The 25,761-nt window shown below is 37.5% G+C and carries 20 protein-coding genes; 8 read left to right on the top strand and 12 right to left on the bottom strand.

The annotated features are described in order from the left end of the window. Positions 1-25: 25 nt before the first annotated feature. Positions 26-595: a Tat proofreading chaperone DmsD gene (dmsD, locus tag CBE70_RS05635; protein WP_100158573.1), complete on the top strand. Its 570-nt coding sequence runs from the start codon at positions 26-28 to the stop codon at positions 593-595. Positions 596-694: 99 nt separating this feature from the next. On the opposite strand, the gene norR is transcribed toward dmsD, so the two are convergent. Further along, positions 695-2,212 (bottom strand): nitric oxide reductase transcriptional regulator NorR, encoded by a 1,518-nt coding sequence (norR, locus tag CBE70_RS05630; RefSeq protein ID WP_100158572.1) that lies wholly within the window; start codon positions 2,210-2,212, stop codon positions 695-697. A 191-nt stretch (positions 2,213-2,403) separates the two neighbouring features. Here norR and norV point away from each other — a divergent pair, with 191 nt between their 5' ends. The 3 genes from norV to ytfE are packed head-to-tail and all read left to right on the top strand — an operon-like array spanning position 2,404 to position 5,703. Further along, positions 2,404-3,852, top strand: a complete 1,449-nt coding sequence (gene norV / locus CBE70_RS05625; protein ID WP_100158571.1) for an anaerobic nitric oxide reductase flavorubredoxin — start codon at positions 2,404-2,406, stop codon at positions 3,850-3,852. Continuing rightward, positions 3,849-5,003 carry an NADH:flavorubredoxin reductase NorW gene (gene norW / locus CBE70_RS05620; RefSeq protein WP_100158570.1) on the top strand — a complete coding sequence of 385 codons (1,155 nt, stop codon included), beginning with the start codon at positions 3,849-3,851 and terminating at the stop codon, positions 5,001-5,003. The genes norV and norW overlap by 4 nt, the downstream gene beginning before the upstream one ends. 37 nt (positions 5,004-5,040) lie before the next feature. Beyond that, positions 5,041-5,703 (top strand): iron-sulfur cluster repair protein YtfE, encoded by a 663-nt coding sequence (gene ytfE / locus CBE70_RS05615; protein ID WP_100158569.1) that lies wholly within the window; start codon positions 5,041-5,043, stop codon positions 5,701-5,703. Between the two features lie 58 nt (positions 5,704-5,761). Here ytfE and CBE70_RS05610 read toward each other — a convergent pair whose 3' ends face one another. Beyond that, positions 5,762-7,969, bottom strand: coding sequence for an extracellular solute-binding protein (locus CBE70_RS05610; RefSeq protein WP_100158568.1), 2,208 nt, complete (start codon positions 7,967-7,969; stop codon positions 5,762-5,764). Between the two features lie 345 nt (positions 7,970-8,314). On the opposite strand from CBE70_RS05610, the gene CBE70_RS05605 reads away from it, so the two are divergent. Genes CBE70_RS05605 through CBE70_RS05595 form a run of 3 tightly spaced genes read left to right on the top strand, consistent with a single transcriptional unit; the run spans position 8,315 to position 11,153 of the window. Next, positions 8,315-9,136: an MBL fold metallo-hydrolase gene (locus CBE70_RS05605; RefSeq protein ID WP_099076083.1), complete on the top strand. Its 822-nt coding sequence runs from the start codon at positions 8,315-8,317 to the stop codon at positions 9,134-9,136. Between the two features lie 13 nt (positions 9,137-9,149). Then, a complete protein-coding gene (locus tag CBE70_RS05600; RefSeq protein ID WP_100158567.1) occupies positions 9,150-10,397 on the top strand; it encodes an MFS transporter in 1,248 nt (415 codons plus the stop codon). 42 nt (positions 10,398-10,439) lie between these two features. After that, complete coding sequence (locus CBE70_RS05595; protein ID WP_100158566.1) at positions 10,440-11,153, top strand: MgtC/SapB family protein; 714 nt, start codon at positions 10,440-10,442, stop codon at positions 11,151-11,153. A gap of 81 nt (positions 11,154-11,234) precedes the next feature. Here CBE70_RS05595 and CBE70_RS05590 read toward each other — a convergent pair whose 3' ends face one another. The 10 genes from CBE70_RS05590 to CBE70_RS05545 form a co-directional block, all read right to left on the bottom strand. After that, a complete protein-coding gene (locus tag CBE70_RS05590; RefSeq protein ID WP_100158565.1) occupies positions 11,235-13,217 on the bottom strand; it encodes an acyltransferase family protein in 1,983 nt (660 codons plus the stop codon). 101 nt (positions 13,218-13,318) lie between these two features. Continuing rightward, entirely contained in the window at positions 13,319-14,035 is a 717-nt protein-coding gene (locus CBE70_RS05585) for a 2'-5' RNA ligase family protein (protein WP_100158619.1), read from the bottom strand. Positions 14,036-14,211: 176 nt separating this feature from the next. Beyond that, positions 14,212-15,102, bottom strand: coding sequence for a dihydrodipicolinate synthase family protein (locus CBE70_RS05580; protein WP_100158564.1), 891 nt, complete (start codon positions 15,100-15,102; stop codon positions 14,212-14,214). Positions 15,103-15,274: 172 nt separating this feature from the next. After that, positions 15,275-16,162 carry a MurR/RpiR family transcriptional regulator gene (locus tag CBE70_RS05575; RefSeq protein ID WP_088494247.1) on the bottom strand — a complete coding sequence of 296 codons (888 nt, stop codon included), beginning with the start codon at positions 16,160-16,162 and terminating at the stop codon, positions 15,275-15,277. 188 nt (positions 16,163-16,350) lie between these two features. Next, complete coding sequence (nanQ, locus tag CBE70_RS05570; protein ID WP_100158563.1) at positions 16,351-16,824, bottom strand: N-acetylneuraminate anomerase; 474 nt, start codon at positions 16,822-16,824, stop codon at positions 16,351-16,353. 9 nt (positions 16,825-16,833) lie between these two features. Continuing rightward, complete coding sequence (locus CBE70_RS05565; RefSeq protein ID WP_100158562.1) at positions 16,834-18,327, bottom strand: sodium:solute symporter; 1,494 nt, start codon at positions 18,325-18,327, stop codon at positions 16,834-16,836. A gap of 51 nt (positions 18,328-18,378) precedes the next feature. Continuing rightward, the gene (gene nanK, locus CBE70_RS05560) at positions 18,379-19,248 is read right to left on the bottom strand and encodes an N-acetylmannosamine kinase (protein WP_100158561.1); all 870 of its coding nucleotides are present in this window, start codon (positions 19,246-19,248) and stop codon (positions 18,379-18,381) included. After that, positions 19,245-19,943, bottom strand: coding sequence for an N-acetylmannosamine-6-phosphate 2-epimerase (locus tag CBE70_RS05555; RefSeq protein ID WP_100158560.1), 699 nt, complete (start codon positions 19,941-19,943; stop codon positions 19,245-19,247). The genes nanK and CBE70_RS05555 overlap by 4 nt, the downstream gene beginning before the upstream one ends. A 209-nt stretch (positions 19,944-20,152) precedes the next feature. Next, entirely contained in the window at positions 20,153-20,848 is a 696-nt protein-coding gene (locus tag CBE70_RS05550; protein ID WP_100158559.1) for an oligogalacturonate-specific porin KdgM family protein, read from the bottom strand. A gap of 81 nt (positions 20,849-20,929) precedes the next feature. After that, complete coding sequence (locus CBE70_RS05545) at positions 20,930-22,087, bottom strand: N-acetylneuraminate epimerase (RefSeq protein ID WP_100158558.1); 1,158 nt, start codon at positions 22,085-22,087, stop codon at positions 20,930-20,932. A gap of 620 nt (positions 22,088-22,707) precedes the next feature. Between CBE70_RS05545 and fdnG the strand changes: the two genes are divergently transcribed. Next, positions 22,708-25,755 carry a formate dehydrogenase-N subunit alpha gene (gene fdnG / locus CBE70_RS05540; RefSeq protein ID WP_100158557.1) on the top strand — a complete coding sequence of 1,016 codons (3,048 nt, stop codon included), beginning with the start codon at positions 22,708-22,710 and terminating at the stop codon, positions 25,753-25,755. Positions 25,756-25,761 lie beyond the last annotated feature (6 nt).

Genomic DNA, 25,761 nt, shown 5'->3' with positions numbered 1-25,761 from the left:
TTTGTTTAAGGAAGTATCAAAAATTATGAGCAGACTCTCTTATTATGCGGCTGCATTTAATTTATTGGGAATTTGTTATTTATTCCCACCTGATGATGACACCAATAAAACTGCACTCAACTTTTTTAAAACTGGGGATTTTGCAGCGCAGTGGCCTTGTAAAATTGAAAGCCGTCTGTGTGAACGTTTAATTGATTCCGTTTCTATCGATACAGAGCAATTAAAAACCCAATGGCAAAATCTTTTTGTTGGCCCTAATGCGTTGCCTGCCCCCCCTTGGGGTTCGGTCTATTTAGATCCGGAAGGTTTATTACAAGGGGATTCTACCCTTGCACTGAGCGAATTTTTAAAACGGGAACGTTTAAAAGTAAACTCGCCTTTTCCAGAGCCTGTTGATCATATCGGTTTGATGTTATTTCAAGCAGCGGTATTGGCATCAGAAAAAAGAGAAGATGCGGTTAATGAATTATTATCCCTTCATTTGACCACATGGCTACCTCACTATTTAAATAAATTAAAAATGAGTGGGTATAGCCAATTTTATAGCACGTTAACAGAACTGGTAACCATCACGGTGAACGCATTCAGAAAATAGAAATTTATTAACAACTTATCATCCTAACATAATTATTTAAGGTAATTTGGACCACGCACCCAAATTACCTTTTTTTATTTAGGATATTTCTTTTTAAAATTATGATGATTTTAATCCTAAGCGTTTTGTTAAACGACGTAGGTTAGCCGGATCAAGTGATAATTTTCGCGCGGTTGCCGCCCAATTTTGGTTATTACGTAGCAATGCTTGTTTAATTAAGTCTCGCTGAAATTCATCCGTAGCTTCTTTTAGATTTTTTTCTTCAGAAGGTAACGATTGAGAACCAGAGTGAGTTGGATTTTCAGCCCCCAAAGCAAAATGGCTGACTTGTAAAATAAGACTATCGGTTTTATTTCCAGCTCTTGCTAAAACAATTGCTCGGTGAATCGTATGTTCTAATTCACGCACATTACCCGGCCAAGAATAGTGCAATAAATAAAGACGTAATTCAGGACTAATAATCACTTGAGTAAGATTAAAACGTTGACGATATTGCTCACAAAAATAGCCCACTAATAGCAAAATATCTTCGTCTCTTTCTCGTAATGGTGGAACATGCAAAGGAAAAATACTTAGCCGATGAAAAAGATCGGCACGGAAATTTCCCGCCAATACTTCTTCCCATAAATCACGATTTGTTGCTGCTAATACACGTACATTAACGCGTAAATTACGATCATCACCAATTCGTTGAATATCGCCATATTGTAAGACACGCAGTAGTTTAGCTTGGAGTGATAATGATAACTCCCCTATTTCATCAAGAAATAACGTTCCGTTATCTGCCATTTCAAATTTACCACTACGATGGCTAATTGCGCCGGTAAAAGCGCCTTTCACATGCCCAAATAATTCGCTTTCTGCCACGCTCTCAGGAAGTGCGGCGCAATTTAAATAGACTAACGGATTATCTGCACGATTAGACATTTCATGAATGGCTTTTACCACCAGCTCTTTACCAGTTCCTGTTTCGCCACTCACTAAAATATTCATATCTGCGGGTGCAACAATTTCTATCTCTTTTTTCAGTTGCATCATTGAAGGCGATAAACCAATAATTTCTGTTTTTACTGTGGGCTTAAATGTATTAGTTGGCGTAAATAACATATTTTGATTTTCGAGTTGCTCAATCAATAACGCATTATTTAATGCACCAGAGGTTAATGCCGCAATTAAACGTAATTCTTCATCACTGAAGGTATCAAACTGATGAGGATCCATTCCATCAAGCGTTAACGTACCAATTAAGTCTTGTCCCGCAAATAATGGCAATCCCACACAGGCATGGACTTTTAAATGTTCTCTATCTGGAATAAGCCCATCATAAGGATCGGGTAAATCGCTGTCCGCAGGAAAACGAACCACATCGCCTGCTCGCGCTATCGTTTCAAGACGAGGATGCCCTTCAAGTAAAAAACGCCGCCCTAATACATCAGGCACAAGACCATCAATGGCTAATGGAATAAACTGATGAGGCTCATAACGAAGCAACGCTGCTGCATCGCAACTGAGTACTTGCCGAAGCGTAGTCACCAGCCGCTGGAACCTATCTTGATGACCTACATCTTTTTGTAATTCAATGGCAATTTTAGCCAGCACATCAACGGAAAAGCCCATAAAAACACCTCATAGTCATTATGACTATTATTATGGTCATTTTGACATGATAAAGATAGTCATATTGACAATATTTAAATCGCCACAAAAACAAAAATCATTAAAAAAACAATAAGATAAAAACTGGCATGCTTCTTGATTATATCAATACATATCCCTATGAAAAGATTAATGAGAAGGAACAATACAAAATGGCTATTCATGTTAAAAATAATGTTAATTGGGTTGGACAACGTGACTGGGAAGTTCGTGATTTTCATGGCACTGAATACAAAACATTATTAGGCAGTAGCTACAACAGTTACCTAATACGTGAAGAAAAGAATGTGCTTATTGATACGGTTGATCATAAATTTAGCCGTGAATTTGTGCAAAATTTACGCACACTAATTAATCTGGAAGAAATTGATTATATTATTATTAATCATGCAGAAGAAGATCACGCTGGCGCACTCACTGAGCTGATGTCTTTTATTCCTAATACCCCAATTTACTGCACAGCAAACGCGATTGACTCAATCAATGGTCATCACCATCACCCTGAATGGAATTTTAATATCGTTAAAACAGGCGATAGCTTAGATATTGGCAATGGCAAACAACTGATTTTTGTTGAAACACCAATGTTACATTGGCCTGACAGCATGATGACCTATTTAACGGGTGATGCGATTTTATTTAGTAATGATGCCTTTGGTCAGCACTATTGTGATGAACGTTTATTTAACGATGAAGTTGACCAAACAGAATTATTTGAGCAATGCCAACGCTATTACGCCAATATCTTGACGCCTTTTAGCCGCCTTGTAACACCGAAAATTAATGAAATTTTAGGCTTCAATTTACCTGTCGATATGATTGCTACTTCCCACGGTGTGGTATGGCGGGACAATCCAACACAAATCGTTGAATTATATCTAAAATGGGCAGCAGACTATCAAGAAGATCGCATCACGATTTTCTATGACACGATGTCAAACAATACACGAATGATGGCAGATGCCATTGCACAAGGCATCAATGAAATTGATCCTAATGTGTTTGTAAAAAGCTATAACGTCGCCAAAAGTGATAAAAATGACATTATTACCAGTGCGTTTCGTTCTAAAGGCGTGCTTGTTGGTTCATCCACGATGAATAATGTGATGATGCCAAAAATCGCCGCGATGCTTGAAGAGATGACTGGCTTACGTTTTCGTAATAAAAAAGCGGCTGCTTTTGGCAGTTATGGTTGGAATGGTGGCGCCGTTGATCGCATTCAAACTCGCTTGATGGACGCTGGATTTGAAACTGCACTGGCACTAAAAACCAAATGGCGCCCAGATATGCAAGCACAAGAAATTTGTCGTGAATATGGTCGTGAAATTGCTCGTCAATGGGCGTTAGCGCCACTTCCTGCAACTCAATCTTGTTGTACAACCTCATCACAATCTGAAGTTGCCACAAATGTTGAAGCTGTCGATTTAGGTCCTTGTATGCAATGCAGTGTGTGCCAATGGATTTACGATCCCGCAATAGGTGAACCCGTGCAAAACGTTCAACCTAATACACCATGGAGCGAAGTTCCTGATAGCTTCTTATGCCCTGAATGTTCATTAGGAAAAGATGTCTTTGATGCGCTTGCAAAGGAGGCAAAATGAGTACAGATCTTCTCAATAATGGGATTGTTATTATTGGTGCGGGGTTTGCCGCACGCCAATTAGTCAAAAATATTCGCAAATTTAATGCAGATATTCCCATTACGCTCATTGCATCAGACAGTATTGATGAATATAACAAGCCGGATTTAAGCCATGTTATCAGTCAGGCTCAAAATGCGGATGATTTAACCAAACAAACAGCCAAAGACTTTGCACAACAGTATCAATTAGCGATTTATCCTTATACGCAAATTGTTGATATTAATACGGATGAAAAACGTATTCAGAGTACCCAAGGTGAGCAATGGTATTACGATAAATTGGTATTAGCGACAGGTGCCAAAACTTATTGCCCCGCTATTTCAGGCAATGAGTTAATGTTTACGCTAAATAGCCAACAAGAATATCGCACTTATGAAGCACAAATTTATCAAGCTAAACGTATATTAATTTTAGGTGCAGGATTAATTGGCACTGAATTAGCCATGGATTTTAGTCGAGCGGGTAAAGAGGTGATCCTTGCAGATATTTCAGGGCAATTATTATCTTCCCTGATCCCATCCGATCTTAGTGGTCGCTTACAATCGAGCCTCTCTGAAATTGGTGTTCGATTAATGCTCAATTCACCGTTACAGTCATTAACACAAACAGACAACAGCATTTTAGCGATATTTAATCAGCATCATCAATTAACAGTTGATTGTGTTATTGCCGCAACAGGACTCACACCGAATATAGAGCTTGCTCATCTTGCAGGTTTACATACTGACCGTGGGATTATTGTGAATGAATATCTGCAAAGCAGTGATAAAGATATTTATGCCTTAGGTGATTGTGCTCAAATAAAGGGCCATTTATTACCTTTTTTACAACCCATCCAATTAAGCGCAATGCATCTAGCAAAATCATTAGTGGGTCAAAATAATGCACCGCTTAATCTGCCGCCAATGATTATTCGGGTAAAAACACCGTTAATGCCACTGCATCTTGCGGGTGAAACAGCACGTAATGATCTGACGTGGAATATTAATACAACTCAATCGGGTGTTATTGCTAAAGGCTTTGATGAAAATGACGTATTACGTGCCTTTGTGGTAACAGAAGAACAAGTAAAAGAAGCTTTTGCTTTATTACGCGCACTGCCAGCTTAATTTAAATAATACACTCTAAATAATTCGAGATATAACCATGAGCTTACGTAACCAACCCCTAGGACAACTGGCTTTATCTATTTCAGGTGCCAGTGCCATATTTCGTCAATATAACCTCGACTTTTGCTGTGGAGGAAAAAGAACATTAAGTAAATCTGCAGAAAAAGCAGGACTCGATATAGATGAAATTGAAAATAAACTCATCGCCCTTTCAGAACAACCTTTAGAAAAAGATTGGCGACAAGCACCATTAAGTGAAATTATTGATTTTATTATTGTTCGTTATCATAACAAACACAGAGCACAATTACCGGAGCTTATTCTACAAGCGGAAAAAGTAGAACGGGTTCATGAAGCAAAGCCGACTGTTCCGAAAGGATTAGCTCGTCAGTTAACACTATTATTAGATGAACTGACAAGCCATATGATGAAAGAAGAACGCATTCTCTTTCCTATGATAAAAAATGGATTAGGAAGCCAAGCCAGTGCACCCATTAGTGTTATGGAACACGAACATGATGATGCAGGAGAAATTGTTGAAGTAATTAAGTTTATTACCAAAAACGTCACACCACCACCAGAAGCCTGCACCACATGGCGAGTGCTTTATAATGGTATTAATGAGTTTATTGATGACTTAATGAATCATATTAGCTTAGAAAACAATTTATTATTTCCAAGAGCATTAGCGGGCGAGTAATAATTCATACACAGGGGATCTTATCATCCCCTGCTATTTTTATAGTGACCAATAAAATCTACCGCTCACCTTGTGTATCAATCAACAAACGTTGATTTATATATTCGATAGTTTCATCTATCGTCATAATATTATTAACGACATTAGTAATACCTTGCCCGATAATAATTTCGGCTTGGCGTAAATTAAATAACTTACCATTAGGTACCGAAGATTCTCGTATTCCCTTATTAATTTCTTGATAAGCCAATGTCATCCATGGGTAACGATGGCTAATTTCTTGGTTATGGCTGAAATTTTGATGATTACTATTTCCACCTAATAAAATTAGGTGATCCATAACCATTGGGGAATAAAGCCAACGATAAAATTGTTCTGCATATTGTGACTTTTGGCTATAACGCGAAACACCTAATACGCCACCGCCTAATTGAGGAATACTTCCGGGTACAGGTGCAAAACCTGTTTTGGGTAAAATATTGCTATGAGCGACATCATTAAATAGATTCATATAAGCGATCAGCATAGCAAGATCACCTTGCTCAAACTGCCTAACCGACTCACTCCACCACTTATTATGAATATTCTCAGTGATCGACAACTGTTTTAAATATTCTTCTAATATTTCACCTGCTAAAGGCATTTCTAATCTAGGAATATTATGACTTCCTATTAAACGTCCACCTTTGGCGTAATAACGTAATAGATATTCTGTTGCAATCAACCCTGCACTGCCCAATGTTGTTGAAGCACCCATTGGGCAACTTAATTGTCCTTCTTCATGTTGTTCAGTAAAAAATTGCGTCACATTATCGTATTCTTCAAATGTTGTCGGTACGGTTAACTCATTACCGGTTTTTTCGTAATACATTCTTTTTAGAATAGGATCTTCAAACAAGTCTTTTCGATAAAACAAAAGTTGCGCACTGGCATCAAAAGGCATGGCATAAGCAACATTATTCACTAAACTAAATTTTTGCTGAGTAGGCAGTGAAAAATTATTTAATAAGTCCGTTAGTCCATTACCAATCTTATCTAATGGCTGTAATATTCTTTCCGCAAACCAAGGAAAACACGCCATATCAATACGCAATAAATCATAATATGGATGTAAATGTAACTGACTTAAAATTTGATAAACTTCATCGTAAGGATGAATCGCTAAATTAACTTTAATCCCTGTTTGACGATAAAAATGAGGCAACAGCTTTTTTAATGCACTGGTTGAAGGGCTAGGTAAAATCAGTAAGTTAAGACTTATATCTGCTTTATCCTCACTGATAACCGCCGGCGTTAAAGTATAAAGATGGTCACTTTGATTACCCACACAAGTTACATTAATTTCAGTTATTTCACTTTCATCCTCAACTTGCATTAGTGCATCCATAACTTCTAATCCAAGTTGAGCGTAATTCATTGGAAAGTAATACAACCCTTTTAATACCGGTGGAATATTATCGCTCAATGCAAAAATAGGCGGGCAATCATTATGGCTACCGAAATAACTCGCTTGTGTTAAATAACGTGCTTTCTCTATATCTTGAGCAATAAATATGTCTGGAATTTGCTCCATAGAAAAGAAATCAAACGCAATTTTATAGCTCTCTTCATCTGATGCACAAAGCACCACGTTTTTTTTATTGGGAGCATTCTCTAAGAGTCGATTTTGTAATTCATTGGCAAAGTTTTGATTATTTAAATAATCACGACTTTCCATAAAAATGCCCACTAATTTACCTGTAGTTTTTGCAATCTGTTGGCAAATAGCTTCTGCCGCTTGAGCAAAATCGAGTGTAAAAAAACGTTGTGTATTGAGTGGTTGACGATAAACAAATGCAACTTGAGAAGGGGGTAATTTTAACGTGTCAAAATAGATATTCGCATCGTTAAGGCAACTCACGGTGATCACTTGTTTATAACCACCCGCCGCAATTTTCTGTAATACCTCTAACTCTGTGGTTTCAAGGTCATCCGTTAAAAAAAGATCGTAAGTAACCTCAGGAAAGTGAGCAATAGACTGCCTTAACGAATTAAAAAAAACGGCATATTTTTCAGAAACTAATTGAGGTAAAAGTATCGCAATTTTATGGCTTTTATTGGTTCTTAACAGTTGAGCCTGTGTATTTAATTGATAGCCCATTTGTTTGGCCGCTTGATACACAGCTTCAATTTTCTCAACACTTACATTTCCACGTTTATTCAATACGTTAGAAACCGTTCCATGTGAGACACCTGCTAGTTTTGCAATATCTTTAATCGTTGCCATTGACCTTTTTCCATCTCAATTTCTGCTTTCACTAGCATACCTGAATTATTTATCGCGACTACTGCTAATTGATTTGAACGTTCCATTTTTAATTTGTTTATAAAACAAGCGCTTGTTACTTATCGCAAATAAATGATTATCAATATCAATTAAAAATTATTTAGATAATAATCAATAAGATAATAAATTTAATTTGAATGAGATCACTGATCTGATCTTCATTTATTGGCAAACAATATCCATCATTTTATTATTGGAACGTTCAAATTTATCTATATCTTATAGATAGCCAACACCAGATAATTAATAAAATCATAATAAAACAATAGGATAAGGGGATTTCTTATGAAACTTCATTTTTTAGGGACGGCAGCCTCAGAAGGCATACCCAATCCCTTCTGCCGTTGTGAACACTGCCTGAAAGCAAGAGAACTTGGTGGGAAAGATATCAGAACTCACTCTTCTGCCATTGTCGATGACATTATGTTAATCGATGTATCGCCTACATTTAGCTACCAATTAATGCGTGATGGAATGGATGCGACCCATTTTGAAAGTCTTCTATTCACTCACACACATCCTGATCATTTCAATGTTGGCGATCTGTTTAGCCGCATGGAAGGTTATGGTTTTGAAATTAACCATCCCCTTCATATTTTTGGTAATGATCGCGCCATTAATGGCTGTATCGAAGTTTTACCCGGTTACAGCAAAGAGCGTTTTGCTTTTCACTGCTTAATTCCTTTTGTTACTGTCGAAAGAAATGGTTATAAAATTACGCCATTACTCGCTAATCATGCGAAATGGGAACTTTGCTATGTTTATCATATTGAGAAAGATGGCAAGGTAATTTTCTATGGTCATGATTCTGGTTGGTTCCCTGAATTAACATGGAAATGGTTAGAAAACAAACCACTTGATATCGTTGTTTTTGAATGTACTTATGGACTCAATGGTAAAGATCGTACTGATAATCATATGAGCTTAGAAACCGTATTTGCAGCGAAAGAAAAACTGCAACAGCAAGGTTGTTTACATCAAGATACACAAATTGCCGTTTCGCATATTTCACATAGTGGTAAATTACTTCACCACGAATTAGAAGCTGTTTGTGCTCCTCACAATATCCGCGTTGCCTACGACGGATTAACGTTAGAAACAAATTAAGAGGAGAACGATGATGGATATGAAAATAACCTCTCGCTTACTGATTATGATGTTTGTGCAATATTTCATGCAAGGTGCATGGAATATGACCATGGGACTAGTATTAAGTACCTATGGCATGGCAAGCATTATTGGTAATGCCTACGCTTTATTAGGCGTCGCAACAATTATCTCCCCATTATTTATTGGTATGGTGGCTGACCGTTTCTTTGCTTCACAAAAAGTCATGGGCATCCTTCATTTAATTAATGCTGCAGTCATTATTTGTGTTCCTCAATTTATTGAAGCACAAAACAGTGGTATGACTTTATTCTTAATTTTCATTATTGGATTATTGTTTTATCCAACAACTGCACTTTCAAATAGTATTAGTTTCTCCCATATTAATGGCGTGAAATATTTCCCTATTATTCGTGTATTCGGTACATTCGGTTTTATGGCTATCGGATTTATATTAGGTGAAATGGGCTTCTCTGGTAGTACGATGACTTGGTATATCGCTTCTGCTGTGGGTGTTTTACTCGGTTTCTACTGCTTTACTTTACCTAATACGCCACCTAAAGCGAAAGGTAAACCATTCTCTGCTCGTGATATTTTATGTTTAGATGCACTTTCATTATTTAAAGATCGTTATTTCGCTATCTTAATGTTTAGTATCTTTATTTTAATGATCCCTAAAACGGCTTATTCCGCTTATATCCCTGTCTTTATTAAAGCATTAGGTTTTAATAACGCGGCGTCTATTATGCAAATAGGTATAGCCTGTGAAGTGCTGTTTATGTTTGTATTGTCGTTCTTCTTAATGAAGTTTGGCTTCAAAATTACATTACTTTTAGGTGCTGTTAGCTGGATCATTCGCTCAATATTCTTCTCTTATGCAGCGGTAAATACAGAGTTTTATTTTATCGTTATCGGTTTAATGTTACAGGGATTATGTTGGGACTTCTTCTTTACCGCTGGTGATATCTATGTTGACCGCAAAGCCAAACCGGAAATTCGTGCTCAAGCACAAGGCCTACGCTTTATTGTCTCTAATGGTTTCGGCTTATTATTTGCTTCCACTATTTGTGGTCAAATCTTTAATTCAACCGTAACAGAAACAGGTGATGCTGCATTACCACAGTGGTCAACATTCTGGATATACCCAGCAATCGTTGCCGCCGTTGTAACCATATTTTTTATCTTCTTCTTTAAAGATGATGTATCCAAAAAGAAAAATAATGAAGATAAAAAAGCACAAGAAAGTATTGCAACACCATAGTCTTAAAATAATAAAGGAATAAGCCAACGTTAGGAGCAAACCATGGAGGCATTAATTCAGTTTGTTGGCAGCATTGGCCCTTTATCACTATCAAGTATCGCTAAATTACTGGCCGCCTTTATTTTAGGTGGCCTTATTGGCTTAGAGCGTGAATCAAAGGGAAAACCTGTCGGTTTTAAAACCTGTGTCATTATTGCGGTTGCCAGTTGTCTATTAACTATCGTTTCTATTCAATCTGCGGAATATTACGCCAATATCTCCGATAATATTCGCAGTGATCCCATGAGACTAGCGGCGCAAATTATCAGTGGCGTCGGCTTTCTTGGCGCTGGTGTTATATTACATCGACGTGATGATGCAATTTCAGGTTTGACAACAGCCGCCATCGTATGGGCATCGGCAGGGGTTGGTATTGCTTGCGGCTCAGGTTTTTATTGGCATGCCATGATTGTGACCGTTCTCTTTTTTATGGCTATTCAACTTAGCCCACAAGTGGTGCTATTTCAGATGAAAAACCAACGCTTAGGTAAGATAAAAGTGCGTATGTTATTTACTCATGAAAGCGGTGTTCCCCTTTTAATTGAATATTTAAAAAGCCATAAAGACGTAATTGAAAATCTGACTATTCGCGATATTAAAAAAGAACGTGTTGAAGTGAATTTGAAACTGTTAGTTAGACAAAAAATTACCTTACCTGAATTTTATTGCTCACTAAAACAGCTTGAACACGTTCATTCTGTTTCTCTTGATCATTAATATATTCAAAAATAAAAAGTGCGCTTTATCTTAGATAACTGCGCACTCTTTGATTATTTTGATGATCGATTGATGGTCATATTAAGGATTTTCTATGACTAGCGGATTACCAAAGCGTTCTAGATACATCATGCCAAAAATTGTGGAAGCATAATCTGTAATATGCCCTACATCTCGATAAACCGGTACACCTTCTATATCGGTTAAGCAGATATTTTTATCACACTGTACATCTTTAGGATCGATGATAATTAAAGTTGGATAGTCTTTTTTTAATTTAACAAATAACTGATTCATCCATGTATTTCCCTCACCTTTATAGTTTTTTGGGTTACAGTTATTATCTGCAAAGTCTTTTCTTAATTTTGCATTTTCATAAAAACAGGTCATAAAACCACTTGGCATAGAATTGACTGTTTTAATAAAAACGGGTTTAGCACCAGTGGCAATAATAAGATCAAGTGCTTCACGCATCGCTTTCTCAACGCGTTTACGAGACTCCTCAACGGTTCTAACATCACCTAGTTTATTAATGACATGATTTGACGCGTAGTTATTCCAAACTTGCCCAAATATTACATAATCAAAGTGGTTGTTTTTGATAAGTTGATAATATTTCGCCGTCTGATCGTAACAACGTTGATAAACTGTATTTTTATGATTAGACCAGTCATAAAGATAAATATTAGGAAGTGTAATACATGATGAAGTTGCTTGAGCATATACATCTATCTTGGCGTCTTTACCTAATATATCCATAAAGCCCCAATAATGATTTGCATGGGAATCACCAAATAAAAAAGCTTTTCTCTGACTTCCCACTGCACCAACATGGCACATTTTATCTGGATCTGAGGCTTCAAAATTCATACATTTCGTTCGATTAGGATAATCAAACTGATTCAATTTAGCTTCTAAATTAACGTAATTTTGCCCAAGTCTTGCTCCAATGCCTTGATATTTTTCATTTAATGCATTTAACCCAAAAGTGCATAAAATAGGAATAACTAACAAAAGTGTGATGGAATATTTAAAGGCTAAACGCTTTCTTCTAAGCGGTTTTTCTATAAGAAAATAAGAGGTAATTGAGAGCAATAAGGTTAAGGCTAACAGCGCTCCTTTTTGTAGTTCTGTATTAAACACACCAATATAACGCGCAACTGCAAATAATGGCCAATGCCATAAATAGAGAGAGTAAGATAATAATCCAACGATCACAATTGGCTTTAATGAAAGTATTTTTTTAATAATACTTCCATGCTGTCCGGTATAAATAATGAGAGCGGCACCAAGACAAACATACAACGTATTAATGTTCGGATAACCTGCAATAATATCATTTTGAAATGCAATCCAAACAATAACACCTAGCGCAATTAAGCTAATAACATCATTTATTCTTCGGTTAGGTTTTATCTTTGTTGGGAAGTAGGCAACACATGCACCCAACATAAATTCAAAGATCCGCGTACTAAAATAGTAATAATTTTTCGGTTGGTCTTTTTGGTAAAGAAACACCAAAAAAAATGAAATAACAGTAACTAACGCCACCAAATAAAAATGATTAACGCTTTCTTTTGCATTGATTTTATGCAGAAAATAAAGTGCAAAAGGTAAGAAAAGATACCATTGCCACTCTATCGCTAAAGACCATGTATGCAATAACGGTAAAAAAAGTGCATCTTGCGCTGCATAGCTGGTTGTTGCTCTCGCAAAATATTTATTAGAGAGAAAGGCTGAGGCATATTTTTCGCTATTGGTAATATCTAAGTAATCGCTAGGGAGATAAAAAAGCCCTGAGATCACTAGTATTGCAATTAATACAACAAGATAAAGTGGCTGTAATCGCCATAATCGACGATTATAAAAATCACGAAATGAAAAATTACCTTGTGACAATGAAGTTTTAATTATCAACGAGATCAAAAAACCAGAAATCACAAAGAAAATATCGACGCCAATAAACCCTGAAGGAATTAAGCGATGATCCAAATGGAAAAGAATAACCAAAATAACAGCGACCGCTCTTAAACCATCTACATCAGCACGATATTTTACATTCATAATTCAAACACATAATCCGAATAGAAAGAATTGCTGGATTATATACCAATTAGCCATATCGCTTTAGTCACAAAAAGAAAAAGACTATTTAATATTTACTATTAATAACACCTAAATGGCCATAACTGATTAAATTCCATCGTTAAACCTAATTGCACTTCAGATGAAAGTGAACCTTTACTCACCACAAATTTTGGATGTCGAATAACAATAGGGGTATTAATATCATAAAACATTAATGATGATCGGTTCTGCTCTAACTCATCATAAAGCGTCTTCATTTCTGCTGATGACGTATTTTCACGTAATCGCCCAAGCGTGATATGAATAATATTTTTATGAAGTGTGTTCTCAATGGGGATCTGTTGATAAACCTTTTGTCTAAATCGTTCTAATTCCTTTGAAACGCCCGTTAATATCACACTACCATTAGACGTTAACACAACATTATTAAATGAAATTTCAATTCGTTTTGTTTGATTAAATATTTGAGCAATCTCATGGCACCATGCTAATAATACGGGCCGTTGCAGTTTAAATTGTTCATTTTGTTGATTAAAAATCGTTAATAATGTGGAATGAAATTCTTGTGGCTGAGCAAATTCAATAAATGGAAACTTAAGTGCAAGCGGCTCACAATAAGCCATGAGCTTCTGACTAAAGGGAATAAAGCTTTCCTCAATTTCAGGCTGACAAATTATTAATTGCCCCGCATTTAAGCTGACATCAATAATACTTTCATCATTGATTTGTCGTTGCCAAGTTTCACCTGTTAACAATTTTTTGAGTGTTGCTTGGGTCAGGAATTCACATGCCATAAATACACCTAAGTAAAGAATATAATTATTGCTAATACTTTGGTTGGAGTGAAATTTAAAATCAAGTTGTAGAGTGAATAATAAAAAAGTGGCTTTCATCTAAAAGCCACTGTTACATCAATGGGGGAGATGTTAAAAATGGGTTATCTATAAATACTCAATCAAAGTCAAATCAATTACAGAAAATTAGCCGCTTTAAACTTCGCGAGAGCATCTGCTGTTTGCTCTGCGGTCATTGGGCGTAATGGGCGGCGAGGAGAGCCTACATCAATGCCATGCAGTTGCATTGCCACTTTTCCTGCTGCAACACCGCCGTATTCGACTAACACACGAATAATCGCAATTACTTTATCCATACAAGCGGTAACGCCTTCATGATCACCTGCTTTAAATTTTTCAATAATTTCAAGGTATAGTGGCGCAGCGTAGTTATAAGTACTGCCGACAGCGCTTAATGCACCACAGGCTAATCCAGCAGGAATAAATTCATCAACCCCAAATGGGATGTCATATTTTCCACCATCTACACGTAAACAACGCTGGAATTCATACATATCAGGAGAGTTAAACTTCATACCTGATAGATTTGGGATAGCTTTACCCGCAGCTTGTAAGAATTTTTCCATATCAATGCTCAAGCCTGACATGGTGGAGTGATAATAATAAAAACCTTTTGATGGCGCGCTGGCTGCGGCTAAACGGCAATATTCAACCAAGTCATCAACATTGCCTGGCTTAAAGAAACAAGGACCAATCACTGATGTTGCTTTGATATCTAATGTTTCGGCATGGCGAGCAAGTTCTAGCGTATCAGCAATACTGAGTGCGCCTGTATGAATAATAAGATCAAGCTTACCCTGACTGGCATCAACCCAGCGTTCGGCTACTTTCTTACGTTCTTCAACAGAGCAATGAATACCTTCACCCGTTGTTCCTAATACATAAGCACCCGTCACACCGCTTGCTATAAGGTGTTTTGCTATCTCATCAATGACAGGATAATTAACGCTACCGTCAGTCGCAAATGGGGTATGAGGCGCGGCAATCAGTCCAGAGAGTTTGTTCATGATCACTTCCTTTGGAGGTTAATTTCTTTATTGTTTAATTTATGGAGTTTGACTCTATATTAGAGAGCTATACTTCAGAACGCAATAACGAAATGAGCGTTAAAGGAAGAGAAAAATGAAAGTGTGATCTTTAACTAATTTTCACTAAAAACCACACAAAATAGAGATGAACTTATGCAGAATGAGTCTGTTTTAGCGCATTTAATGTTCGTAACTTTTGCTCTTTAACCATGTCAGGCTGAGCTTGTACTAATAGTGTATAAAGAAGATCTAATACAAAGAGTTGTGCTGTTTTTGTACCAATAGAGTCGCCTTGCAATTTCCCTTGTCGGTTACCGTTAATTAAATGGTGATCAGCATACTCCATAATTTGTGAACCTAAATTATGAGTCAATGCAATGGTGCTGGCTCCTGCTTCTTTAGCTAATTTAAGAGCATGAACAGTTTCAGGAGAATTACCTGAATGGCTAATTCCAATAGCAACATCGCCTGGTTTTAATAACGAAGCTTGCATATACATAAAGTGGTTATTTGTAACAGCATCAACACGATAACCAATTCGCATAAGTTTATTTTTTAAATCTTCGGCTGTAATTCCTGAAGAGCCAACACCACAAATAAAAATATAGTTTGCAGATAATAAAGCATTTACAGCACCTTGCACTTGCTTCATATCGAGCAGATTCAATGTCTCTGATAGTACGTTATTAATCGTTGCTTGAAGTTTTAAACCAATGGTATGGATATCATCTTGATGGGTTACTTCGGCATCAAGAATAGGTGACTCTTCATTATCAGAGGTCGCCATTTCAATCGCCAAATCCATTTTAAAATCTTGAAACCCTTTATAACCCAATGTGCGACAAAAACGCACAACCGTCGCTTCACCCGCTTTTGTCGCTTGTGAAAGTTGAGCAATAGAGAGCTGAGTAACTTCTGTAGGATGGAACAGGATATAGTCTGCAATACGCTGTGATACTCGCGTTAGACTATTTTTCATTGCGCCTAGCGTATCAAGTATTTTACCCGGCTTTAGTCGGGTCGTTGCCTGTTCTGTCATGGAGATTATCCTTGGTTGCAGAAGATACACGGAAAAAAATTCTGCTAACAAGAGTACCAATTCCAACCAGTTAAAAAAAGCCTTGCTCATACAATAATGTGATAATAAAAAACGCTTTATTCCTTATGTCATCAGAATACAACTTACTGATACATCAGAAATAAAGCGCTTAATAAAAACAGTAATTGTTAGTCAGTTAATGCAGTGACATCTAGCTTAACAACAACTTTCTTCAGTGTATTTGCTCCCTTTTCAGCCGAAATTCCCGGTTTATGAGGTTCATAAGGCATAAAAACAGCAAACATGCTTGGTGTAAGCGTTAAGGTCTGTTGACCTATTATTGTATCGGTTAGTTGATAATCATCAGCTTCATTATAAGGCGTCACATCTTGAGCTGAACCCTGTATACCAAAATCAATAATTTCTTCACCACTGAGCAATATTTGAATATCAATATAACGCTGATGTAATTCAGCTCGTTTTTGCTCACGAGGCTGAGTGTCAAACGTCATCACATTCATAAACAGCGTTTCGCCATCAATTTTATAACTCCCAGGAGCAAGTGAAGCGGGATCAAGTGTTAACGCTTTTTCCATCGCATCACGCAACGCGGGATTCATTTCTGACATCGTAGCCAAATCTGATATATGTCCAAATAACATGATTATTCCCTATTTATTTCCTGATATTTCACTATCATCTAATGAAATTTGTTTTGCTGATGTGAAAAGCGGTGCTGTAATTGTTCCTGCAATAACAACAGACATGGCACCAATGACTCCGTAGAAGAAGAAATTAAGATCACTGCCATAACGTGCAGCTAATACTGCAATAATACTGACAATGATCCCTACAACTGCACTACCTGCATTTGCACGTTTAACAAAAATACCCAGCATAAACAAACCAGTCATTGGGCCGCCCATTAAACCAATCAGGCTGTTAAAAGCATCCCAAATTTCAGACTCATCAGATAAAACTAACCAAATTGCTGCCAAGCTACTGAAGACACCAGCAACAATAATGACTAATCTTGCGACTTTCATTTTTTGTTCAGCACTGCGTTCAGATTTACTTAAACGCGTGTAAATATCAGAGTTAAAACAGCTTGAGATACTATTTAAGCTACTCGAAATACTGGATTGAGCCGCAGCAAAAATAGCTGCAATAATTAATCCAGCAATACCAACAGGCATTTCAGTCACAATAAACAGAGGTAAAATTCCCCCCGTATTAAAGCCTTCAGGTAAGAAATTAGGATTCTGTTTGTAATACACAAACAAGGCAGATCCAATAGCAAAGAAGAAGATAGGAATAATGGCAACTAGTTTCGCATTTGTTATCAGTGTGCGTTTTGTTTCTTCAATAGAATCTGTCACGATATAACGCTGTACAACATCCTGACTTGCGGTAAATTGCTGAATATTCGCGAATAAAAAACCGATCATCAATACAGGGATTGTGCTATCAGTCCAACTCCAACGAAATTGAGTCGTAGGAAAGAATTTATCGGCTTGTGATGTTGCAGTAAAAATTTCACTAATTCCGCCGTCAACTTTAAAGCAGATCATAATGAAAATAAGAACTGCACCACCTGAAAGTAATAATCCTTGAATAACGTCAGTCCAAATAACACCTTCAATTCCGCCCATCCAAGTATAAATAATACATAGCAAGCTAATCAGTACGATTAAAACAACTGGGTCGATACCCATAAAAGGGCGCAAAGCAAGTACAGTTAAGTAAGTAATAATGGCCACCCGACCAATATGGAATAACATAAATGAAAGGCTGGCAAATAAACGGCTGCGTACATCAAAACGTGCTTCTAAATATTCATAAGCCGAAGTGATTTTTAATTTTCTAAAAAATGGAATATAGAAATAAAAGACTAATGGCAAAATAGCGATAGCTAAATATTGCCCAATAATAAAAGTCCAGTCTGAGGTATAAGCCTTTGCAGGAATGGACATAAACGTAATCGAGCTTAATGTGGTTGCAAACACAGAAACACCCGCAGCCCAACCAGGAACGCGACCGCCACCACGGAAATAATCATCCGCGGTTTTTTGACGTTTAGAGAAATAAACACCAACGAGTAGCATTGCTGCTAAATAACCAAACAGCACTGCATAATTAATGAAACCAAAATCATGTAATTGCATTTTTTAGTCCTGCCATATGTAGGGTAAAAGGTAAGTTTTACGACAGTTTTTTTATTGCTCTCTAGCCCACAGGACAGCGCCCCAGAGCCCGGCATCATGATGGTAGTGAGCCGATAATATCGGCACTTGTAATGCTAATGGCTGTTGTGTCATGGCTGCTTGAACGAGTTCTATATACCCTTTCGCTAACCCAACACTACCGCCAAGAACGACACAATCGGCATCGGTTGTTGCTTTAATATCTGTTACCAAATTTGCAATTGTGTTTGCTGAGCGCTTAATAAGCGATTTTGCTTGTGAATTCCCCTGATGAAAGGCAGCAAAAATCGATTTAGCATCTTTTCCTGCAAGTTCTCCAGTTGCCTGTGCGGCAATCGCACGACCTGAAGCGATGGCTTCAACGCAACCATAGCGACCACAGCCACAACGTGGGCCATGAGGATCTGCTAAGGTGTGCCCTAAATGGCCGGCAATACCTCGTTTTCCTGTAAAAAGTTGTCCTTGTTGAATAACGCCACCGCCAACACCTGTCGATACAGTGATAAACGCCATATCAGAAATAGTTTCACGACGATAATCATATTCAGCCCATGTTGCGGCTTGAGCATCATTCAATAACCAACATGGCAACCCCGTGATCGCAGATAACGTTTCTTTTAAAGGAAAATCCTTTAATCCGCCTAAATTATCCGGATTCAGAGCCGTTAAAATGCCATTACAAATAATGCCTGTTGATGCCACGGCAACACTATTAGCATGGTTTTTTAGTGGTGTCGTAATAGCAACGAGTGCTTCATAAAGTTGTGTTGGTGATGCACTTGCGGGTGTGGTGATCTGCGTATGTTGTGTCAATTGGTTATCTCGGCTAATTAGTGCTGCCGAAATTTTTGTTCCTCCAATATCAATGGCTAATGTATTCATTTATCTAACTCCTGCTGCCACTTTAATGCTTGAGTGAACCAATCACAGACATGTTCAAGACGTGTTAATGCAGAGCCTACCGTGACAGCCCAAGCACCGGCTTGCATTCCTCTTGCAGCTATCATCGGTGTGTTATAACGCCCTTCGGCAATCACTCGGCATCCTTTTTCAGCCAACGCAGTGACCAGCGGTAAATCAGGCAACTTTGGTATTTCGCCACCTGTATAACCTGACATCGTTGAACCAATAAATTCGGTGCCTAACTCTTGGCAATACATGCCTTCGTCAAAGGTGGCGCAATCTGCCATCGCCAATTTTCCTAAACGATGAATATGCGCTAATAACGTTTTCACTGGTACAGGACGCACTCGATCAGTACCATCAAAAGCAATAATATCCGCGCCTGCTTTAGCTAAGTCATCAACATCACTAAGCCACGGGGTGATCCTCACAGGGCTATCAGGTAAATCTCGTTTCACGATACCAATGATCGGCACATCAATAAGAGGACGAGTTGCTCTTAAATTATCAATTCCTTCAATACGCACTGCGATTGCTCCCGCATTTACCGCTGCTTGAGCCATTGCAGCAACAATCTCAGGCTTATCCATTGGGCTATTATCAACTGGCTGGCAAGACACAATTAGTCCACCTTTTTGTTGAATATCTTTAGTCATCTTTTCAATTAGCGCCATTTTGAACTCACTGTTCTCTTCTTTTGAAATGTAACTCCAATTTATAATATTTTACGGAGTTTAATTTCTCAATCAAAAAAACAGTAATTTGTGAAGAAGATCAAACAATAACCAACCTTTCTCAACTTACTGATAACTATATAAAATAAGAAGAAGAGTGATATTTCCACCACTCTCCCTCTTTTTTATTTTGCTTTACTTAACTTAAATTAAAAATGGAACTGCAACCCGACTCGATAACGTGTCTGACGAGAATCACTAAGAGGGCTTACAGCCATATTGCCAACTTCAATATAAGGTGTGAAAGTACTGTTGATTTGATAAGAGAAAGCGACGTTATGCTCATAATTGCGTTTTTTATTATCATATTTTATAGCGTCGCTATACATTTGCGTGTAGTCATATTCCACTTTAAATTTGTTATATTTATAACCTATAAAACCATCAAGGCGATTTGTTTTTTCATCATCAACACCCTGTTTTGTTTTACGGGCATAATCAAAACGATAACGCCCTGCAATATATAAACCATTATCAAAATTATATTGTGCTTTTAGATAAGGTTTATAGATAGAAGTATCGGTAACTGTTTCGAAAATAAGACCAGGCTGTAATGTGACATTATTATTTAATTTATGATTGTAGCTTAACCCCATTTCAATGGCATTATTAACAACATCACTAAATAATTTATCTTTTTCACCATCAACACCACCTGATTTGACACTTGCATCAATATAAAAACCAATGCCATTTGAAAAAGAATGAATAAATGCAATTCTATCTTTATTAATTCGTGTCGAATCTGCATATTCATGACGGAAGTCTAATGTAGTCGCATATAATTGAGATGACATTAATAAAGCACAGCATGACAATAAAAGTTTTTTCTTTTTATTTAGCATAATATTTTTCCAAAAGGTGAGATCCCCTGAATGAATCAAGGAGATCTTTATGAATTATTTTAATTTATATGTAGGAAGAGATTATTCAATAATTAATTGTTTATCTTTCATCGTTAAAGTAATAACTGAATTAACAGCTTCACCTTTATTTGTTTCGCCTCCAATTAAATAAAGTGAATTATCATGTGAAACAGTAACGCCATAACCAAGAGGAAGCGGTAATTCACCAATAACTTTCCATTGATTATTAATAAAGCCATAAATTTCTTTATGCCATGTTTTTTCTAACCCTTGATGCGCAAAGTAATGTTGCTGTGCATAGTTTGCCTGTGCTCCCGGAAAATTAGCCCCACCAGCAACAAGTAAAGTGTGCATGCTATAACCAGCAAATGCCCCCGCTAAACCATCTTGCCGCTGATTAGGCATCAGATCGGGTAATTTCTGAGCAGCTAAATTCCACTGTAATTGATTATTTTTTAATGTGGCAGTTTGTACTTCACTGGTGCGTAATCCTGGTTTTATTTCACCATTGATTAAAGTGATTTTATTGCCATCATAAGCTAATGCAGAACCCGCCGTTCCATTAAATGGCATAACACCTAATAATCGCCATTGATTACTTTCAGCGTTATATTCCATTATATTTCGATTAAAAAAGTAACCTTCAGCAGGCTGATTAAAATAATCACTAATGACTTTTTTATTTTCAGATTCATTCGATTTAGTACGATTTAAATCAACGAAATAACCGTCAAATATTTGTTGATTAACACCACCAAGAATAATCGCTTGATCATTGTTGATATTAATCCCTGTGTGCCCAACTAATCCGTAAGGTGCTCGTGTGTTGATCTTTTCCCATTTATTTTCTTTTGGTGAATAGCGATATACATCTGTAAGTGCACTAATTGTTTCGCTATTTTCATTTTCTTTACCCGCTCCACCAAAAATATAAATATCGTTATTTAGTTCTAGAGCAATAGCTTGATCTCTTTGTGTTCCAGGAAAGTCTGCTATTTTTTCCCATTGTTTTGTTTGATTATTAAGATCAAGCTTATACCAAGATTTTCCTGCTGTGCCTAAACCAACATAAATAACATTTTTGCTGATTGTTCCTGCCCCACTTTTAAATGTAACAGGTAAGTTAGGAAGTTTTTCTGCAAAACTAGTAGAGGTGAATATTGCTGACACTAGCATTACAGAAAGACAGGAGTAAGATATTTTCTTTATTCTGTTCATACTTATTAGCTCTTATTATTGTCATCAAGTAGGATATTTTTTGTATATTGAAGTTAACTCCAATATATAATTATTTTCGGAGTTAAACTTCAAATCGATCTTTTCTGAATTGTGAAGGCGATCAAAATGTCTATTTTTTAGCCTTTTATTTTTACAGCTTTACTTAAATCAAATTTAGGAATAAAAATCTGAAAACAGAATAAAAAATAGCCATAATAATTCATTGTTGAGATTTTATGCAGAATATAATGTCACTTCTTTTACAGTAAAAATTTTTTATAACAAAGGTAAAATGGCGTTTTATTTCAATAATCTTTTTAATCGATTTAATGCCCATTTTCACCTTGTGTGCTAATTGAAAAATTAGTTATTTAACATGATGGAAATCAAACTAAATTGTTATTTTTTAATATAATTTGTATCCGCATTGTTAGTATGGATTTATTTTTTTTCCTCGTTATAATCACCAACGTCATTTTAAGTAGTAGTTCATCACATTGAGTTCACAAAACGATACTCAGGTCTGTCTTGAATGATTGAAAAATGAAATCGTATCTTTACTGGACGTTTTTTAAACGCCCGGTACGGATGTTATTTATCAATTTATCAAGGAGACACTGATGCAAATCAGTCGTAGGTCTTTCTTTAAGATCTGTGCTGGCGGTATGGCAGGCACATCTGCTGCATTACTAGGCTTAGCACCTGAAGTATCTATTGCGAATGCTCGCCAATATAAATTATTACGTTCCGTTGAAACTCGTAATAACTGTACTTATTGCTCTGTGGGTTGCGGTATTTTGATGTATAGCCTTGGAGATGGTGCAAAGAATGTCGATAAAAGTATTTATCACATTGAAGGCGACCCTGATCATCCTGTTAGCCGAGGTTCTTTATGCCCGAAAGGTGCAGGACTTGTCGATTATATCCACAGTGAAAATCGCCTGAAATATCCTGAATATCGTAGACCTGGCGCTGATAAATGGGAGCGTATTTCATGGAATGAAGCGATTGATAAAATCGCCCGTTTAATGAAAAAAGATCGCGATGAAAACTTTGTTACCCATAATGAAAAAGGGCAAGAAGTTAACCGTTGGCTCACAACCGGTATGCTTTGTTCTTCTGCCGCCAGTAATGAAACCGGTATTTTAGATAATAAATTTTCTCGCTCATTAGGCATGATTGCTATCGATTGTCAGGCGCGACTTTGTCATGCGCCAACAGTTGCTGCATTAGCACCAACCTTTGGTCGCGGTGCAATGACCAATAACTGGGTCGATATTAAAAATGCTAACGTTGTGCTGATCATGGGCGGTAACCCTGCTGAAGCGCACCCAGTCGGTTTTAAATGGGTTATCGAAGCTAAAATTAAGAATAATGCGAAGGTTATCGTTGTCGATCCCCGTTTTAACCGTAGTGCTGCCGTTGCAGACCTCTATTCCCCTATTCGTGCTGGCTCTGATACTGCGTTCTTATTAGGTGTGATTAATTACCTAATCGAGCACGATAAAATTCAGCACGAGTATGTCAAAGCCTATACTAATGCGCCTCTTATTGTGCGTGAAGATTACAGCTTTGATGAAGGTCTTTTCAGTGGGTTTGATAAAGAAAATCAAAGCTATGATAAAACCTCATGGCATTATGAACTCGATGAAAATGGCTTGGCATTAAGAGATAATTCACTGCAACATCCTCGTTGTGTGTGGAACCTTTTAAAACACCATGTCTCGCGTTATACCCCTGAAATCGTCACTACTCTGTGCGGTACACCATTAGAAGACTTCACTTATATCTGTGAAGCGCTCGCATCTACCAGCGTAAAAGACAGAACCTCAACCATTCTTTATGCTTTAGGTTGGACACACCATACTGGTGGCGCTCAGACTATCCGTGCAGCAGGTATGATCCAGTTATTATTAGGTAACGTGGGTATGCCGGGTGGTGGTGTCAATGCGTTACGTGGGCACTCTAATATCCAAGGTTATAGCGATTTGGGTTTATTATCATTAAACCTACCGGGTTATATGCCTCTGCCTAATGAAAAACAGACATCATTAGAAACTTACTTATCCCAAGTGACACCAAAAACAGTGGTTGCAGACCAAGTTAACTACTGGAAAAGAACCCCTGATTTCTTTATTAGTTTGCTAAAAAGCTTCTGGGGTGAACACGCAACGGCACAAAACGAATGGGGTTATCATTGGTTACCAAAATGGGATAAAAGCTATGACATCATGGCGCAAACCCAATTAATGATCGATGGCAAAATGAATGGCTATATCGTTCAAGGTTTTAACCCGTTAGCTGCCTTTGCCGATAAAAATAAATGTAGCGCCGCATTAGCCAAACTGAAATATATGGTTGTCATTGATCCACTAGTGACTGAATCTTCTAATTTTTGGCAAAACCACGGCGAGATGAATGAAGTCTCACCAAAAGATATTCAAACTGAAATTTTCCGCTTACCTTCATCTTGTTTTGCTGAAGAAAATGGCTCAATTGCAAACTCAGGCCGCTGGCTACAATGGCACTGGGCTGGCGCTAAACCACCAGTACAAGCATGGCACGATGGTAAAATTTTAGGGCATCTGTTGATGCGTCTGCGCGAGCTTTATCGTGAAGAAGGTGGCGTTTGCCCTGAACCTGTAATGAATCTTTCTTGGAACTACGTTGACCCTTACGATCCACAGCCTGAAGAAGTGGCAAAAGAAGCTAATGGTCAAGCGATGCAAGATATCTACGATGATGCAGGTAAATTGTTGTTTAAAAAAGGACAACAACTTGATGGTTTCCACCAGCTTAAATCCGACGGTTCAACCGCCAGTTTCTGTTGGGTTTATTCGGGTTGCTGGACTGAAAAAGGCAACCAAATGGCAAACCGCGATAATGCAGACCCATCAGGTTTAGGCTGTACACCGGGTTGGGCATTTGCATGGCCTCAAAACCGCCGCGTGTTATATAACCGAGCATCCGTTGATCCTCAAGGTCAACCGTGGGATGAAAAACGTCAGTTGATCAAATGGAATGGTAATCAATGGGTTGGCCCTGATGTACCAGACTATAACAATGCAGCGCCTAATAGCGGTGTAGGTCCTTTTATTATGCAACCAGAAGGCATGGGACGCTTATTTGCTGTTGATAAAATGGCAGATGGTCCTTTCCCTGAATTCTATGAACCCTTTGAATCACCAACAGAAGATAATATCCTGCACCCGAACGTCTCTCGTAACCCTGTTGCACGTTTATACAGTTATGATGCAGAACATTTAGGCAAAGCAGATGAATTCCCTTTTGTGGCAACAACCTATTCAATTACTGAGTTATTCCGCCATTGGACAAAACACTCATTAATCAATGCCATTGCACAGCCTGATCAGTTTATCGAAATTGGCGAACAACTAGCTGCTCGAAAAGGTATTGTGGCAGGTGATGAAGTCAAAGTCAGTGCTAAACGAGGCTATATCAAAGCCAAAGCCGTGGTAACTAAGCGAATTAGACCGCTAACGATAAATGGTAAAGTTGTCGATACCATTGGTATTCCGTGCCACTGGGGCTTTGAGGGAGCAACTCGTAAAGGTTTCCTTGCCAATACATTAACGCCATCTGTGGGTGATGCAAACTCATTCACACCTGAATATAAGGCGTTTTTAGTCAATATCGAAAAGGCATAAGGGGAA

This window comes from Proteus columbae (genome assembly GCF_002777965.1).
GTDB classification, from domain to species: domain Bacteria; phylum Pseudomonadota; class Gammaproteobacteria; order Enterobacterales; family Enterobacteriaceae; genus Proteus; species Proteus columbae.
Note: the sequence above shows the minus strand (reverse complement) of the source record. Positions and strands in the feature narration are given on the sequence as shown.

Excerpts from the sequence above, each read along its gene's own strand:
- dmsD (WP_100158573.1), top strand. The coding sequence starts at position 26 with ATGAGCAGACTCTCTTATTATGCGGCTGCATTTAATTTATTGGGAATT.
- norR (WP_100158572.1), bottom strand. The coding sequence starts at position 2,212 with ATGGGCTTTTCCGTTGATGTGCTGGCTAAAATTGCCATTGAATTACAA.
- norV (WP_100158571.1), top strand. The coding sequence starts at position 2,404 with ATGGCTATTCATGTTAAAAATAATGTTAATTGGGTTGGACAACGTGAC.
- norW (WP_100158570.1), top strand. The coding sequence starts at position 3,849 with ATGAGTACAGATCTTCTCAATAATGGGATTGTTATTATTGGTGCGGGG.
- ytfE (WP_100158569.1), top strand. The coding sequence starts at position 5,041 with ATGAGCTTACGTAACCAACCCCTAGGACAACTGGCTTTATCTATTTCA.
- CBE70_RS05610 (WP_100158568.1), bottom strand. The coding sequence starts at position 7,969 with ATGGCAACGATTAAAGATATTGCAAAACTAGCAGGTGTCTCACATGGA.
- CBE70_RS05605 (WP_099076083.1), top strand. The coding sequence starts at position 8,315 with ATGAAACTTCATTTTTTAGGGACGGCAGCCTCAGAAGGCATACCCAAT.
- CBE70_RS05600 (WP_100158567.1), top strand. The coding sequence starts at position 9,150 with ATGGATATGAAAATAACCTCTCGCTTACTGATTATGATGTTTGTGCAA.
- CBE70_RS05595 (WP_100158566.1), top strand. The coding sequence starts at position 10,440 with ATGGAGGCATTAATTCAGTTTGTTGGCAGCATTGGCCCTTTATCACTA.
- CBE70_RS05590 (WP_100158565.1), bottom strand. The coding sequence starts at position 13,217 with ATGAATGTAAAATATCGTGCTGATGTAGATGGTTTAAGAGCGGTCGCT.
- CBE70_RS05585 (WP_100158619.1), bottom strand. The coding sequence starts at position 14,035 with ATGGCATGTGAATTCCTGACCCAAGCAACACTCAAAAAATTGTTAACA.
- CBE70_RS05580 (WP_100158564.1), bottom strand. The coding sequence starts at position 15,102 with ATGAACAAACTCTCTGGACTGATTGCCGCGCCTCATACCCCATTTGCG.
- CBE70_RS05575 (WP_088494247.1), bottom strand. The coding sequence starts at position 16,162 with ATGACAGAACAGGCAACGACCCGACTAAAGCCGGGTAAAATACTTGAT.
- nanQ (WP_100158563.1), bottom strand. The coding sequence starts at position 16,824 with ATGTTATTTGGACATATATCAGATTTGGCTACGATGTCAGAAATGAAT.
- CBE70_RS05565 (WP_100158562.1), bottom strand. The coding sequence starts at position 18,327 with ATGCAATTACATGATTTTGGTTTCATTAATTATGCAGTGCTGTTTGGT.
- nanK (WP_100158561.1), bottom strand. The coding sequence starts at position 19,248 with ATGAATACATTAGCCATTGATATTGGAGGAACAAAAATTTCGGCAGCA.
- CBE70_RS05555 (WP_100158560.1), bottom strand. The coding sequence starts at position 19,943 with ATGGCGCTAATTGAAAAGATGACTAAAGATATTCAACAAAAAGGTGGA.
- CBE70_RS05550 (WP_100158559.1), bottom strand. The coding sequence starts at position 20,848 with ATGCTAAATAAAAAGAAAAAACTTTTATTGTCATGCTGTGCTTTATTA.
- CBE70_RS05545 (WP_100158558.1), bottom strand. The coding sequence starts at position 22,087 with ATGAACAGAATAAAGAAAATATCTTACTCCTGTCTTTCTGTAATGCTA.
- fdnG (WP_100158557.1), top strand. The coding sequence starts at position 22,708 with ATGCAAATCAGTCGTAGGTCTTTCTTTAAGATCTGTGCTGGCGGTATG.